The 15135-nt window shown below is 35.7% G+C and carries 14 protein-coding genes, 2 tRNA genes, 2 other RNA genes and 1 pseudogene; 17 read left to right on the forward strand and 2 right to left on the reverse strand.

All coding sequences use genetic code 11. The features are described 5' to 3' along the window. Positions 1-66: 66 nt before the first annotated feature. From J7E77_RS13750 to ffs, 5 genes are all read left to right on the forward strand, one after another. Complete coding sequence (locus tag J7E77_RS13750; RefSeq protein WP_214715066.1) at positions 67-804, forward strand: YwaF family protein; 738 nt, start codon at positions 67-69, stop codon at positions 802-804. Positions 805-1403: 599 nt separating this feature from the next. Further along, positions 1404-1494 (forward strand) — tRNA-Ser (locus J7E77_RS13755). Between the two features lie 9 nt (positions 1495-1503). Then, positions 1504-1866, forward strand: a transfer-messenger RNA (tmRNA) gene (ssrA, locus tag J7E77_RS13760). Positions 1867-1940: 74 nt separating this feature from the next. Further along, positions 1941-2012: transfer RNA gene (locus J7E77_RS13765), tRNA-Asn, on the forward strand. Further along, positions 2012-2097: signal recognition particle sRNA small type (gene ffs, locus J7E77_RS13770), an RNA gene on the forward strand. The genes J7E77_RS13765 and ffs overlap by 1 nt, the downstream gene beginning before the upstream one ends. A gap of 124 nt (positions 2098-2221) precedes the next feature. Here ffs and J7E77_RS30580 read toward each other — a convergent pair. Continuing rightward, positions 2222-2326, reverse strand: a pseudogene (locus tag J7E77_RS30580) (DUF5808 domain-containing protein); the annotation flags it as partial. Positions 2327-2433: 107 nt separating this feature from the next. On the opposite strand from J7E77_RS30580, the gene J7E77_RS13775 reads away from it, so the two are divergent. Continuing rightward, positions 2434-3198: a sulfite exporter TauE/SafE family protein gene (locus tag J7E77_RS13775; protein ID WP_214715068.1), complete on the forward strand. Its 765-nt coding sequence runs from the start codon at positions 2434-2436 to the stop codon at positions 3196-3198. A gap of 275 nt (positions 3199-3473) precedes the next feature. Here J7E77_RS13775 and J7E77_RS13780 read toward each other — a convergent pair whose 3' ends face one another. Continuing rightward, on the reverse strand, positions 3474-3950 hold the full coding sequence (locus J7E77_RS13780) for a hypothetical protein (protein WP_214715071.1): 477 nt from the start codon (positions 3948-3950) through the stop codon (positions 3474-3476). Between the two features lie 153 nt (positions 3951-4103). Here J7E77_RS13780 and J7E77_RS13785 point away from each other — a divergent pair, with 153 nt between their 5' ends. The 11 genes from J7E77_RS13785 (at position 4104) to J7E77_RS13840 (ending at position 14804) form a co-directional block, all read left to right on the forward strand. After that, positions 4104-4262, forward strand: coding sequence for a hypothetical protein (locus tag J7E77_RS13785; RefSeq protein ID WP_214715073.1), 159 nt, complete (start codon positions 4104-4106; stop codon positions 4260-4262). Between the two features lie 310 nt (positions 4263-4572). Then, the gene (locus tag J7E77_RS31440; protein WP_374102972.1) at positions 4573-4962 is read left to right on the forward strand and encodes an LGFP repeat-containing protein; all 390 of its coding nucleotides are present in this window, start codon (positions 4573-4575) and stop codon (positions 4960-4962) included. 622 nt (positions 4963-5584) lie between these two features. Next, positions 5585-6247, forward strand: a complete 663-nt coding sequence (locus J7E77_RS13800; RefSeq protein WP_214715077.1) for a nitroreductase family protein — start codon at positions 5585-5587, stop codon at positions 6245-6247. A 338-nt stretch (positions 6248-6585) separates the two neighbouring features. Continuing rightward, a complete protein-coding gene (locus J7E77_RS13805; RefSeq protein ID WP_214715080.1) occupies positions 6586-7170 on the forward strand; it encodes a nucleotidyltransferase family protein in 585 nt (194 codons plus the stop codon). Between the two features lie 247 nt (positions 7171-7417). Further along, positions 7418-7900: a DUF2975 domain-containing protein gene (locus tag J7E77_RS13810; protein ID WP_214715082.1), complete on the forward strand. Its 483-nt coding sequence runs from the start codon at positions 7418-7420 to the stop codon at positions 7898-7900. Between the two features lie 114 nt (positions 7901-8014). Beyond that, positions 8015-8494 carry a DUF2975 domain-containing protein gene (locus J7E77_RS13815; protein ID WP_214715084.1) on the forward strand — a complete coding sequence of 160 codons (480 nt, stop codon included), beginning with the start codon at positions 8015-8017 and terminating at the stop codon, positions 8492-8494. Positions 8495-8504: 10 nt separating this feature from the next. Further along, positions 8505-8720 (forward strand): helix-turn-helix domain-containing protein, encoded by a 216-nt coding sequence (locus tag J7E77_RS13820; protein WP_214715086.1) that lies wholly within the window; start codon positions 8505-8507, stop codon positions 8718-8720. Positions 8721-9824: 1104 nt separating this feature from the next. Next, on the forward strand, positions 9825-12437 hold the full coding sequence (gene ppsA, locus J7E77_RS13825) for a phosphoenolpyruvate synthase (protein WP_214715088.1): 2613 nt from the start codon (positions 9825-9827) through the stop codon (positions 12435-12437). Between the two features lie 245 nt (positions 12438-12682). Next, positions 12683-13009, forward strand: coding sequence for a YnfA family protein (locus J7E77_RS13830; protein WP_088087210.1), 327 nt, complete (start codon positions 12683-12685; stop codon positions 13007-13009). Positions 13010-13281: 272 nt separating this feature from the next. Further along, positions 13282-13905, forward strand: a complete 624-nt coding sequence (locus J7E77_RS13835) for a class I SAM-dependent methyltransferase (RefSeq protein WP_214715089.1) — start codon at positions 13282-13284, stop codon at positions 13903-13905. 218 nt (positions 13906-14123) lie between these two features. Continuing rightward, positions 14124-14804 carry a hypothetical protein gene (locus J7E77_RS13840; RefSeq protein ID WP_214715090.1) on the forward strand — a complete coding sequence of 227 codons (681 nt, stop codon included), beginning with the start codon at positions 14124-14126 and terminating at the stop codon, positions 14802-14804. Positions 14805-15135: the final 331 nt, after the last annotated feature.

Raw genomic sequence — 15135 nt, forward strand, 5'->3', positions numbered from 1 at the left:
CAGCTTATATGAAAAGAATTAGATTTAGCTCTCCGCCTTATATGCACAGTGAGAGGTGATGAAATCATGTTTTCTGTTACAGAAATGCGGAATTTCACGTTGTTTTCTATTCCCCATATTGTTACGTTAATTTTCTTCTTTATTACATGTTGCGCTTTAGTTTATTACAAAAAGAAACTTAAACCATACCAACCAATTATGAAATGGATACTATTCGGTATTTTGCTTGTTTGTGAGATATCACAGCATTTGTGGTTAATATTAACAAATAAATGGGAAGTCGATGATCTTCCATTACAGCTTTGTTCAATTAGTACCTTTTTAGCACTGTTCTTATACTTGAAAAACAATCAAAAAGCGTTTAATTTGTTATTTTTTATCGGTACCCTACCTCCTATTTTAAGTATGATTACTCCTGGTATTGTCAACCAATTTCCTCATTTTCGATTCATAAGATATTTCCTTCAACATTCAGCTATTCCATTGTCCGTATTGTATTTTATCCATTTTGAAGGTTACAGGATTCCTAGGAAAGGGGTTTTATTTAACTTTTTAACTGTGAACATTATCGCCGTACCTATTTTTTTCTTGAATCAAAAGCTTGGAACGAATTTTTTCTTCTTAGCGAACCCTTCGGAAACAAAAACAATATTATCATTTTTAGGCAGTGGGATTATGTATTATATAAATCTTGAGATCGCCGCATTGTTGTTATTTATCATTACGTACATTTCAATGGAGATTTTACAAAAAATAGAAAATAAGAACATTAATGTTGAAAAGAAAATAGGTGAGAGTGAATGACTAGCGAAAAATATCCCTTCTCAGTCTAAAGAATCATCAAAGATTTCTAGACTTGGAGGGGATTTTTTTTGTTGTCTGGAAAAAAGGAAGGATAAGATACAAGTTGCCCCAGAAGGCTAATGGCATAAAAAATATGTAAAAAACCGAAAAACTGGGAAATCTATTTAGAATGGTTAACCTTCAGTGTGGTAGTGACATGACAGCAAAAGAGCTGAAGAAAGGATCTTCAGCTCTTAATCATTTTTTACATAAAAAACACATGAAGGAGTTTAGCAGAAAAGTTTATGACTCATATGTATTATGGGGTTGCCGTATCTATTCTACTGTAAACATCCAACTTACGTCATATTTTATATTATACTCGAACGTTTGTTCTTTGTACGAGAAATAGTATTAAACTATAATTAATGGGTACTTTAATGTGGAAATCAAATTAACACGAAATCATCAATCAGTATCAATTATAAATTAACCATAAAGTTTTAATGATATAACTAGGCCTTTTGAACTACCAAATTTTACAGCTATCATCCATTTGGCAGACATGATATATTTCTCTTGTAAGTTCTTAACGGAACTAACGCGTAACCTTATATTACAGAGAAGTACTCAAGTGGCTGAAGAGGCGCCCCTGCTAAGGGTGTAGGTCGGGTAACCGGCGCGAGGGTTCAAATCCCTTCTTCTCTGCCATTATATTATGGGAATGTCTTGGTATCGACAGGGATAGTTTGAGCTTATATGGCGAGTCGAGGGAATCGTCCTCGTAAAAACGATAAAGCCTAATAACTGGCAAACAAAACAACAACTTCGCTTTCGCTGCCTAATAACAGACGATAGCGGTTCCTCCCTCCATCGTCCATGTGGTAGGGTAAGGGACTCATCATAAGTGGACTACGCCGAATTCCACCGTCTGAGGATGAAGGAAGAGACTAACCAGACTAGCTGCTTCAACGCTTGTCAGTAGGCTAACGAAGTAAGTGAAATCAATTCTACTGACTACACTCGTAGAAGTATAAGTGCCAATATCTTTGCACACGGGTTCAACTCCCGTCATTTCCACTAAAACCAACCAACAAACAAACATCTTGAATTAGATTCATTATCCGATGATCATGTAAATAGGAAGTTAGAATTGTTCCGCAGTAGCTCAGTGGTAGAGCTATCGGCTGTTAACCGATCGGTCGTAGGTTCGAGTCCTACCTGCGGAGTTATAGTCCAACAAGGACACTAGGAAACGGGTCAGGGCGGGAACGCAGCAGCCATAACTAGTGAAATTGTGTGGGCTATTACATAGGATAAAACAAAATCGCTAAAAGTCACCTCCAATAAACGGATGTGACTTTTTATATTACTAAGAAATTTATCCCTATAAAAAACGAAACACTATGATTGTTACTAATGGTACTAAGACGATGATCTAAACGATAGAGTTGCCAAAATTAAGGGTCCAGCCAACGCCGAATCTTTTTTCAACAAAGATGGAGGGATCATTTCTATTGAAATAAAATATGCTTTTGAAATAACCGGTAACAAACTCACAGAATCTAATAAATATTTAGTTATTTACAAGATTCATATAAATGTATATAATCCCTATATAAATACTTGGAATTGATAGGGCGTGAGCATATGAGTATAGGGATTACATTGATGGGTTTACTTGTAGGTTTTTTGGTAGGGTTAACTGGTGTAGGAGGAGCAGCACTGCTAACCCCCGTATTAATTCTAATAGGAGTTAATCCTTCAATTGCTGTTGGTACAGACCTTGTATATAACTCAATTACGAAATTCTTCGGACTTTTTCAACATTGGAGACAAAAAACAGTCAATTTACAGATGGTTAAGTTATTAGCGATAGGAAGTATTCCTAGTGCGGTGGTTGCGATTGGTTCCCTTCATTATTTTGAAGCTTATTTCCATAATCAAGAACAGATTATTAGGCATTCCCTCGGATACGTACTGATATTTGTTTCACTAGCGATCATTATCAGAACTTTTGTGGAGAAAAAATTAAGACCGAATCGTTGGCAATTAAAACCATTGAAAGAAAAGAAGATGCTAACGATATTAATTGGCTGCATTTTTGGATTCATTGTCGGGCTCACATCATTAGGTTCAGGGTCATTATTCGCTGTGGCAATGATTTATCTGTATCAAATGAAGACATCAGAGATGGTTGGTACTGATATAACTCATGCGTTTCTTTTGGTAACCGTTGCAGGATTACTTCATATTGGTTATGGAAATGTTAACTATATGCTAGTTGGTAATTTACTTATTGGCTCCATTCCAGGAGTATTGATCGGTAGCAGCATTTCTGCTAAGGTCCCAACAAGACCGCTGCGAACGGTTGTTGCTGTATTGATCTTTGTAAGTGGACTAAAGCTAATCTAGGATTTGCGAAGATAAACCTCAAATGAAATTTATAAGTGAAAGTCAGCATAATTATGTTGGCTTTTTTTATCTTCAGGTCATTGTGTGGGCTATTACATAGGACGAAACAATTTTCCAAAATAGCTTTGGACATGAATTATCTGACAAACCAAGGACGATCCATTTTTGTGGATGGTGCCTGACACTAACAATCTTGCTATCAAATCCAATTATCGGATGTGACTTTTTATATTTCTAGGATTTGAAAAGGAGGTGGGGATACAATTTTTATCTGATTACTTGTTATAAAGCTTTTTTGTATGATAACTAATATTATTTATGTATTGAAAACTATAAAGAAGTAATGCCCTTAATAAGTGTATTGTTAGATATTGGAATTTGGTTAATCCATCTATGGAAGCAATTTTATAACGTTTTAAAAATTTTAATCCTCCTAGATAATTGAAACAAATGTGGAGAATTATATTAGAAATTAGATACAATGGGAATTTACCAAAAGTTAATTTTAACATCCAAAGACTTGCAACAAGATAGGGACCAAAATTAAAAAAGTTTGCACTATTCAAAGGTGGTATCCCTTCATAAATTCTCAACCATTTTTTCTTTTCACCGAAAAAGTCTAAAGCTTTTGTGAATGTACACATAAATATTCCGGCTGGAAGGTATTTTTTTAATGAATTTCGACCTAAAAACGGTACTGTTAGCCAAGGTAGAATTAGCAATGCTATATAAAATAATTTTGAGTTTTTCATTATACCACCTCCAAAGATTATGATATGTACTTATTTAACAATTTAACCAAGGTACTTACATATAACTGTTATTTTTTAGCAAAACACAAAGGGAAGGTAGTAATTCCCAGCTTTAACTATAAAGGCGGTCACCCTATCAAATTATCAAGAGAAGTGAAACAGAAAATTCTTGAAACCATTCCAGAAAGTAATTTACGTGTGGTCCTGGGCGGTTACGAAAAAAAATACATTAATGTAGATGATCCGGGAGTATTAATGGATGTAGATACACTGGAGGATTTCCAAAAAGCCATTGATTATTATAAAGGATGATATATTTCGATACAGAATCTAGATTTTGATGAGTTTATGTAATGATGGTTAAAAGAGAATAAAGTTGCGATGGTAATCGATATTAAATTTAAATCCATGGTTATTATTAATGAGATTGTTATTAGAGATTGTTATTAGAGATTGTCACTTAATCATTTATAAATGATCTCTACAGAGTGAAATCGAGGCTAAATATCAAGAACTTTTAAGAAGGGGGTTTAAGGGGACTCCTATTACACCTGAGAGCACTGTTCCAGACGGTATCGGACATTATAGGCATTATCGCGATCCGAATGGTTGAGAATGGTCTATTTATTGGTACCCGGATACTAGGGCTAAAGAGGTTCATGGCCCTATTCGGGATAAGTGGGTCAGTCTTGGCCGTGAAGGTTTTGGCTATCCAATCACGGATGAATTTGTTACAAAGGATGGAACCGGAAGGTTCAACTATTTTAAAGCTGTACAGGAACCGGGGAAGCTCGTAAAGGCAATCTTCTGGTCATTGAGAACGGGTGCCCATCCTGTATCTGGACCAATATTGACCAAGTGGGCAGAATTTGGCTTTGAAAGCACGCTTGGTTTTCCTATCGAAGACGAAAAAGATCGGCCTGGTGGAGGGCGAATTCAACGGTTTCAAAAAGGCATAATTACTTGGACTCCCCAGACAGGTGCATCTGTTGAGGAGATGACAACCTCATGAAGGTTTCCTATTTAACCGAATACGATTTAAGTAAGCTTCAGTACTTACAGCAAAATGGATAATTGGAAAAATAAGATGGATGGTGCCTAACACAAATAAAACCACTAATTCATTACAAAATAAAAGCGAATGGTACTCTCCATTTATTTGGAGAGTACCATTCGCTTTTATTAGATGGTAAATGGATTGCTTAAATGCTTTAATTTTTTGATAGAGCGATAGTTATAGATTTTTTTTTGCAACCGGGCGCGTTTATGGAGTAACGAAAAAGCCTAATTTCTCAATTTTAATGCTGAGAAATTGGGCTATTTATTTAAGAATTTCCTTAACGTTGTAAATCCGCATTTTCCTGACGCTCCCCCCTTAAGTAGTGGATATCGTCTTTTTTCCTCCCAAATTAAAGGGTATTAGCAGTGTTAATGGTTAAAGTTACTATTATATTATTTTTGACAATTTAGTTCAATTTGAGTAAGGTAACTTAGTAAGTTGCAAACAATAGTGGATGAAGTATCTTTTATCACATTTTTCATGATAGGGTTAAAAACTCTTACTATATATGAATTTTCCTTAAAATGTTCGTAGTAGAGATGAAGTAAACTATTCATTACTAGGAGGAATTATTATGTCAAACTCTCAAACTATAGATAGGCTCGAACAGCAAATGTTCTTAGATGTTATCCGTGAACGTCGATCTGTTCGTACATTTGATCCAACAGTGCGGATCTCACGCGAAGAAATGAACGAAATGCTGGAGCTAGCAACGTTGGCTCCTTCGTCTTCGAACCTGCAACCATGGCGGTTTCTAGTCATCGATAAACTGGAGTTGAAGAAAAAGCTTTTGCCAATCGCGTTTAACCAACAACAAGTAGTCGAAGCTTCTGCCGTTATTGCTGTGCTTGGTGATGTGGAAAGCTACAAGAAAGCCGAAAAAATTTATGGGCAGGCAGTTGAAGCAGGCTTTATGCCAGCTGATACGGCTAAATCATTCATCGAACGAACAGTTGGCATGTACTCAAACTTGCCGCCTGAAGTGGCTCGCCAAATCCTATATACTGATGGAGGCCTTACCTCGATGCAGCTCATGCTTGTCGCCCGATCCAAAGGTTACGACACTGTTCCGATGGGAGGGTACGATAAAGCGAAGTTCGTAGAAGCTTTCGGAATTTCCGAACAGTTTGTGCCGGTTATGCTCATTGCTATCGGGAAAGCAACAAAACCAGGACATCCTACTACACGTCTTCCTATTGAGGATGTAGCGTTCTTTAACGAATTGCCATCGGAATGAATCTCCCCATCACTAAAGCGAGGGGTTTCATAAAATGATAATACAAAAGAAACGAAGTATTTAAAATCAAAAATAAAAAACTTTATTCTAACCCCGTTCTTTCTTAGAACGGGGTTAGAAGTGTTGAGGAACTCCTTTTGTCTAACTTTGTGACTTCTATGAAGTAGATGGACACTAGAACCTTTCCCGTGACCATTTTCGTGAAAAAGCAAGTGAGGCTTAATCGTCTATTAAGGAATCATATAGAATAAGTATTATCAAAGAAAATTTAATTGAAAGGTGGGGTTACAAGACTAATAGAAGATTTAGATTAAACTATAGATAGAGGGGGACATAAAATGGAAGCGATCGTCTTAGCTGCTGGATATTCCAGTCGAGCGAATGCATTTAAAATGACTTTGCCATTGGGGCAAATGTCCGTGTTGGAGCAAACGATTTCTAAATTTGAAGGATTATGCAGCAGAGTCATCGTCGTAGCTGGGTTTCAAGCGGAAATCATCCAAGAGGAAATGGTAAAACTCAACAGTAAAAATGCCTATTCATTTCAGATCAAGTTTGTTCATAATGAAGACTTTAACCAAGGAATGTTTAGTTCCATTCAAAAGGGCTGTAACGAAGTAACTGCCCAAACCTTCTTTATAACTCCCGGAGATTGTCCGCTTGTAAAAAAAGAGACCGTTCAGCTATTAGCAAAACACAAAGGGAAGGTAGTAATTCCCAGCTTTAACTATAAAGGCGGTCACCCTATCAAATTATCAAGCGAAGTGAAACAGAAAATTCTCGAAACCAATCCAGAAAGCAATTTGCGGGTGATCCTGGGCGGTTACGAAAAAAAATACATGAATGTAGATGATCCGGGAGTATTAATGGATGTAGATACAATGGAGGATTTCCAAAAAGCCATTGATTATTATAAAGGATGATATATTTCGATACAGAATCTAGATTTGATACCTTTAAATGAATTAAAATTATTTTTATATTGAACAATTTATAAATTTTATAGTTTAAGTTTCTAGGCATTTCTTTGTAATAGGAATGCTTTTTATCCTTGTCTAAAATTAACAATTGTTTAACAACAAAAATATTATTAAAAATAATAAAAAATTATTGAAAGACGATAAGAACTGTATTAAAATTCAATTAACAATAAATTAGAGAGGTGCTTTTATGAAAAGAGGAACAACATTATTTTTAAAGATAGCTGATATTCTTATTGGAATTCCGGTTCTTGCTTTATGCATCTTTTTGGTGCCTGAGCTAAGGAATGTTGCAGCAAAATTGCTTCCAGAGTTTGATTATATAAAATATCTCGTTTCCATTGTTTTTTATGCATCGGCGATACCTTTTTACTTTGCTTTGTATCAGGCTTTCAAACTATTACGTTATATTGACAAAAATAAAGCCTTCTCGCAAATTTCTGTAAAAGCTCTAAAGAAAATCAAACACTGTGCCATCACAATCAGTATCTTGCATGTACTAGTCTTGCCGCTCTTCTATCTCTTTGCGGAGAAAGACGACGCCCTAGGAGTCATCTTTGTCGGATTGGTTGTACCTTTTGCTTCCATGGTGATTGCAGTTTTTGCTGCTGTTCTTCAAAAGCTTTTAAAAGAAGCGATTGATATAAAATCAGACAATGATTTAACGGTATGAGGTAAAAACATAGCAATTATAATCAGTATCAAAGTGATGCTGATTAAAAGAAAAATAAAGGTAATTGATGAAAACGCTAAATAACGCATTAACATTTATCAGTGAGGTGTTTCAATGAACAGAGGGGCAACGTTTTTCCTAAAGGGAGTTATAATTCTTATTGGAATTGTGGCACTTGCTTTGTGTATATTTTGGGTGCCTGAGATATCCAGTAGAGATGCAGAAGCGCATCCAGAGACTGCTTACTTGCAATATCCCTTTTTACTATCAGCTTATTTATTATCTATTCCATTTTTCATCGCGCTGTATAAAGCATTTAATCTATTAATTTACATTGAAAAAAACAAGGCTTTCTCTGAATTATCTGTTAGAGCTTTGAAGGTTATCAAGTGCTGTGCAATCACAATAATTGCCTTGATTGTTGCAGGAATCATATTTGTGGCTATATATATGGAAGGTGACAGAGCAGGTGTCATAGCAATGGGATTATATTCGACCTTTGCTTCAAGCGTAATCGCAACCTTTGCTGGTATCCTCCAAAGGCTTGTAAATGAAGTTGTGGAAATAAAATCTGAAAATGATTTAATAGTGTGAGGTGGAAAACTTGGCAATTATAATCAATATTGATGTGATGCTTGCTAAAAGGAAAATGAGCGTAACTGAACTTTCGGAGAGGGTTGGGATTACAATGGCGAACCTTTCCATTCTGAAAAACGGGAAAGCAAAAGCGATTCGCTTTTCAACATTAGAAGCCATATGTAAGGCTTTGGATTGTCAACCTGGAGATGTTTTAGAGTACAAAAGCGATGAAGATATTTAAAAATACTTGGAAAATACGGATTGATTATGATCTGTTTGCCGGTATGGATATTTTTTAAAGAAAGCCCCTCTAATTAACTCTAAAGGGTTCCGTTTTCGGGTGCATTCTTAATAAATGGCATAAGAAATGAAGTGTGAATTGGCACACGTCATTTTCTTTATTTATCAAGGTTATTTAACATTTTTAATAGTTTTGCCATACAATTGACATCATTTTTTATGATGGACAACAATTATTGTACAAATAAGAAAAACTGCCAAATTAACTGTCAATGTTACTGCCGATTAAGCTGTCAATTTTAATGTTTTTTTTAATTGCTAAGCAGTTCGGGTTGATGGAACAAATGGCATTTTCTATAAAGACTATTTCCTCTATTTTTTTGAAGAGATTTGGCCTTCTTCGCTTTATGAAGACCACTTTCTCTGTTTTTCCCAAGGGATTTGGTCTTCATCGCCTTTATGAAGACCTATTTCTCTGTTTTTCCGAAGGGATTTGGTCTTCATCGCCTTTATGAAGACCACTTTCTCTGTTTTTCCGAAGGGATTTGGTCTTCATCGCCTTTATGAAGACCACTTTCTCTCTTTTTCCGAAGGGATTTGGTCTTCATCGCCTTTATGAAGAACACTTTCTTTGATTTTCCGAAGAGATTTGGTCTTCATCGCCTTTATGAAGACCACTTTCTTTGATTTTCCGAAGGGATTTGGTCTTCATCGCCTTTATGAAGACCTATTTCTCTGTTTTTCCCAAGGGATTTGGTCTTCATCGGCCTTATAAAGAAAACTCACCAATATGCGGCGAGTTTTTACGTTTTAATATACCAATTGCTATGTATAAACTTTTGTCATTTCGGCTTTAAATTTCAGAAAAGCACCTCAAAACGGAACCCTTTAAATTAACTCTGAGGGGCTTTTATGGTAAGGTCTAGCTATTTTTTTGAAAATTGAACTCTTCCTAATTTAATTATAGCAGATAAAAAATGGTCAATATAGACTTTTTATCTTATTTGCTACTGCTAAAATACAATAGAACTTTAATAGAATTTGTTGAGTGGGATAAATATATCAAAGAAACCAAAAGAAATATAATGGGTAGGAGAGATGTAGAATGAGTTCTTTGGTTCTCGGTTTTCAGGAAATGGAAAAAACACAGCTTTTGCTCGTTGGCGGAAAAGGGTTAAATTTAGGGGAATTATCAAAAATTCAAGGAATACAAGTACCAGAAGGATTTTGTGTTACAACAGTGGGATATCAAAAAGCCATTGAACAAAACGAAACGTTTCAAGCTTTGTTGGATCAACTAACAAAGCTAAAAGTAGAGGATCGAGATCAAATTGGTGAAATCAGCAGGAAGATTCGACAACTCATTATAGAAGTAGAAATTCCTTCCGATGTTGTGAAAGCAGTTGCTCACTATCTCTCCCAGTTTGGCGATGAACATGCTTATGCAGTGCGTTCTAGTGCGACTGCTGAAGATTTACCACATGCCTCTTTTGCTGGTCAACACGACACCTATTTAAATGTCATCGGAAAAGAAGCAATTTTACAGCATATCAGCAAATGCTGGGCTTCCCTATTTACGGATCGCGCGGTAATCTATCGAATGCAAAACGGATTTGACCACAGCCAAGTTTATTTATCCGTTATCGTTCAAAGGATGGTTTTCCCACAGGCTTCAGGGATTTTATTTACCGCTGATCCGATTACCTCTAACCGAAAGTTACTATCAATCGATGCCAGTTTTGGGCTTGGAGAAGCACTGGTCTCTGGCTTGGTATCTGCCGATTGTTATAAAGTACAGGAAGATAAAATCGTCGATAAGATGATAGCAACCAAAAAATTGGCTATCTATGCACTAAAAGAAGGCGGAACAGAGACACAGCAGATCGATGCTGATCAGCAAAAGACTCAAACACTTACTGAACAACAAATATTACAACTAGCTCACATAGGAAGACAGATCGAAGCTTATTTTGGTTACCCACAAGATATCGAATGGTGTTTGGTTGATGATACATTTTATATTGTCCAGAGTCGTCCAATCACTACGCTTTTCCCCATCCCTGAAGCAAATGATCAAGACAATCACATTTATGTATCTGTTGGTCATCAACAAATGATGACCGACCCCATGAAACCATTGGGATTGTCTTTTTTCCTATTAACGACTCCTGCACCCATGCGTAAAGCTGGTGGAAGGTTGTTTGTGGATGTCACACATATGCTGGCTTCACCTGTCCGCAGAGAAATTTTATTAAATGCCATGGGACAACACGAACCGCTCATGAAAGACGCACTTATGACCGTAGTCGAGCGAGAAAATTTTATAAAATCGTTACCAGATGATGAAAAAATACAAAGTTCCAGTCAAAGCAATAATGGTAAATCTGTGGATTCTCTAACACAAATCGAAAACGATCCGACAATCGTTACTGATTTGATCAAGAGTAGTCAAGCATCGATAGAAGAGTTAAAACAAAACATCCAAACGAAATCAGGATCGGATTTATTTAATTTTATTCTAGAAGATATCCAGCAATTAAAGAAGATATTATTTAACCCACAGAGTTCGCGTGTATTTATGGCAGCTATAGATGCTTCATCATGGATCAATAAAAAAATGGAGAAGTGGTTAGGTGAAAAAAACGTAGCAGACACGCTTTCTCAATCTGTACCAAACAATATTACTTCGGAAATGGGCCTAGCATTATTGGATGTCGCAGATGTGATCCGTCCTTATCCAGAAGTAATTGATTATTTACAACATGTAAAAGATGATAACTTTTTGGATGAACTGGTTAAGTTTGAAGGTGGACAAAAAACCCGAGACGCTATAATAGCTTATCTCAACAAATACGGAATGAGATGTGCCGGAGAAATCGATATTACCAGAAGTCGTTGGAGCGAAAAACCAACTACACTTGTCCCCTTGATTCTCATTAATATCAAAAACTTTGAGCCGAATGCTAGCAATCGGAAATTTGAGCAAGGGCTGCGTTTTGCCTTGAAAAAAGAACAAGAGTTATTAGATCGATTGAAGCAATTGCCGGATGGTAAACAAAAAGCCAAAGAGACAAAACGAATGAGTAGCATCATCCGGAATTTCATTGGTTATCGTGAATATCCAAAATACGGCATGATAAATCGCTACTTTGTTTATAAGCAGGCATTACTGAAAGAAGCCGAAAAACTCGTACAAGAGGGCGTTTTTCATGAAAAAGAAGATATATACTTTCTCACTTTTGAAGAACTTGGCGAAGTCGTACGCACATATAAACTGGATTACCAGATCATCAGCAAACGAAAAGATGAGTACAAATTATATGAAAAACTAACTCCCCCACGTGTTATCACGTCTGATGGTGAAATCATTGCAGGTGAGTACAAACGAGAAAATCTCCCAGCCGAAGCTATTGTAGGTCTACCTGTTTCTTCCGGAGTTATAGAGGGAAGAGCACGTGTCATATTAAAGATGGAAGATGCTGATTTAGAAGATGGAGATATATTAGTCACCTCCTTTACTGACCCTAGCTGGACACCATTATTTGTATCCATAAAAGGTCTAGTTAGCGAAGTTGGTGGACTGATGACCCATGGAGCAGTTATCGCACGTGAATATGGATTACCAGCAGTTGTCGGGGTAGAAAATGCTACCAAACTGATAAGAGACGGGCAACGAATTCGCGTGCATGGAACAGAAGGGTATATCGAAATATTGTAATTGCTGAATACCTTACAGTATGAAAGGTGTTATATTGAAATTCTTCCCTTTTGTTATAGAATAATTATTTTTATGTTTTAAGGTTTTTTGTTCACTAATGGGTGCGATACTTCAAGATGAAGGTCGCCTTTTTCTTTTTCCACAGAATATATTGTGAAATGTTGTACTTAATGTAACGAAGCAGGATAATTGAATAAGAGTACGTTTTACTTTGAATATTGATTTATGGTTAGGAAGTGGTCTGAATTTTTAATGCAATTGTTTTGTTTATTCTTGCAGGATTAGCTGAAATTGGCGGAGGTTATTTAATTTGGTTGTGGTTAAGAGAAAGTAAGCCAGTTTATTGGGGAATAAGTGGAGGGATAGCATTAGCTTTATACGGTATAATAGCTACATTTCAAACCTTTCCATCATTCGGTAGAGTATACGCTGCGTATGGTGGAGTGTTTATAGTGCTATCTGTTTTATGGGGATGGGGCATAGATAAAAAAACACCTGATTTATATGATTGGGTGGGTGCAGGAATATGTTTAATTGGTGCTTCGGTAATCTTGTTTGCACCACGTCAATAAATTTCTTATTAAAGTAACAGTGCAAGAGTTGAAGATTAGCTGCCATAATGGTGGCTTTCTTATTGTACTAACGTACGCAGGTTAGTTGAAGAAGGGAATTTTCACTAAATTTAGAGTAGTTACATTAAAACCAAAAGGAGGTTTTAAAGTTTACAAAAAGATGAATACCAATTATATTTTTAAAAAGTCATTATGTCTATAATTAAAATAAACTTAACGTCAAGCAACATAGTAGCCAAACTAAAATAAAACATAAAGGAGATAGAGATATAATGGAATTCTGGGAATCAAGTTTTATAGAAAAACAAACGATGTGGGGATTTGAACCTACAGACTCCGCAATCTTAACAAAGGACTTTTTCCTTGAAAAGAATGTTAAAGATATACTAGTACCAGGTATTGGATATGGTAGAAATGCAAAGGTTTTTATTGACAATGGAATAAATGTTACAGGTATTGAGATTTCAAAAACAGCGATTGATTTGGCGAGGGAAAATGGGCTTGATATTAGTATTTTTCATGGTTCAGTAACTGACATGCCTTTTGATAACAAACTCTATGACGGTATATTTTGCTATGCACTTATTCACTTATTGAATAGTCGTGAGAGAGATAAGTTTATTAAAGAATGCTATAATCAGTTAAAGCCAAATGGATATATGATTTTTACAACTGTTTCAAAAAAAGCCCCAATGTTTGGTAAGGGCAAACAATTGGATAAAGACTATTTCGAGATAATGGAAGGCGTAAAAATGTTTTTTTATGATTCTGACTCCATAAAACAAGAATTTGGAAAATATGGACTTATAGAGTTTTCAGAAATTGACGAGCCAAGTAAGAACATGAAAAATAAACCTCCAATAAAATTTATAATTGTAAAATGTAAGAAAGAATAAAAAAGATAGTATTGGTAGGAGATAGGATGTGGATATGCTAACGGCTGCTTTCCTTAAATTAAAGGAAGCCTTTTTTTTATGTAACAATCGGGGCAGCATTCCTGTAATAAATGAGTGGAAAAAGAACAAGTTTGTGAATAAATCGACTTAAACTAACTGGGGCTTTACTTCAATCGGGAGTAAAGCTTTTTTCTTCTTCAACTAAAGGAGCAGGATAGTTGAAGAAGGATTTCTCCGAATTTCTCTTGAATATATTCTATATTAGTCGTAACCAAATAGAATGTGGTGGTGAAAGATTTATGTTATCTAAGATTTCAAAGGATTTACAGGATGGTGAATTTTCAGGTGATGCATATCTAAGTTTAGATGGAATAGAAATAAACGATGATGAACTAATACTAACTATTCAAGTTACTTATGAAGATGATGATGAAATATTGCAATTATGGAAAATTACCTGCATAGATTTTAAAAGCCATAAATTAAACGTCAATTACTTTGAAGAATTTGAAGTTTTAGATGAACACGTTTTTCTATGGGAGTACAATAATAACTCAGCAGATTTGTTTATTAAGGGACACTCCAATGATATTAACCAAGTAATTGGTGAACTGTTTTGTACTCATTCAAACGTTGTGAACGGTCAATTACCTCTAGAACGGTATTTAAATATCAATCATAACAATAAAGATATAGTCGGTTTATTAAAACAAGGAGAAGGGTTGTTTAGTAAAGGACCTGTAAATTTAATAAAGGTACACGATAAGGTTTTGTCAGGTCACGGCTACAAAACATCTATAATTGAATGTTCTACCAAAGAAAGTACCAAATATAAAATCTTTACTTTTGGTGAATCTTTTGTTGTTGCCAAAGATTTTCAGGTTATTAAGGTATTTTAGATAAACTAACAGAGTTTGGTGTTCTAACAAGGCATCGCCTTTCCTAATACCATTTATTTATCAAATTGTGAAGTATTGTACTTAAGCTAACTGGGTGCGATAGTGGAAGAACGAGGATTGCTGCGGCGATCCTTTTTCTTATTGAACTAACGGGGCAGTTTAGTTGTGTGAAATGTTTCTGGCTCAAATTGAGGTTGGTAACAATACTCAGGTAAAGGACAGACAGTTCCTTTCGGAACTGAAGGATTATATCGAAGAATCAAATGATGGGGTAACGCCCTTAAGGGTTCTCTCTTAGTCGAATAGCACTGGATTTAGTAAGTATGATAGT

This window comes from Bacillus sp. ISL-77 (assembly GCF_018613105.1).

Bases quoted from the DNA above. Each gene is read 5' to 3' on its own strand.
- ppsA (WP_214715088.1), top strand. From the start codon at position 9,825: ATGAGTTCTTTGGTTCTCGGTTTTCAGGAAATGGAAAAAACACAGCTT.
- J7E77_RS13750 (WP_214715066.1), top strand. From the start codon at position 67: ATGTTTTCTGTTACAGAAATGCGGAATTTCACGTTGTTTTCTATTCCC.
- J7E77_RS13775 (WP_214715068.1), top strand. From the start codon at position 2,434: ATGAGTATAGGGATTACATTGATGGGTTTACTTGTAGGTTTTTTGGTA.
- J7E77_RS13780 (WP_214715071.1), bottom strand. From the start codon at position 3,950: ATGAAAAACTCAAAATTATTTTATATAGCATTGCTAATTCTACCTTGG.
- J7E77_RS13810 (WP_214715082.1), top strand. From the start codon at position 7,418: ATGAAAAGAGGAACAACATTATTTTTAAAGATAGCTGATATTCTTATT.
- J7E77_RS13800 (WP_214715077.1), top strand. From the start codon at position 5,585: ATGTCAAACTCTCAAACTATAGATAGGCTCGAACAGCAAATGTTCTTA.
- J7E77_RS13815 (WP_214715084.1), top strand. From the start codon at position 8,015: ATGAACAGAGGGGCAACGTTTTTCCTAAAGGGAGTTATAATTCTTATT.
- J7E77_RS13805 (WP_214715080.1), top strand. From the start codon at position 6,586: ATGGAAGCGATCGTCTTAGCTGCTGGATATTCCAGTCGAGCGAATGCA.
- J7E77_RS13835 (WP_214715089.1), top strand. From the start codon at position 13,282: ATGGAATTCTGGGAATCAAGTTTTATAGAAAAACAAACGATGTGGGGA.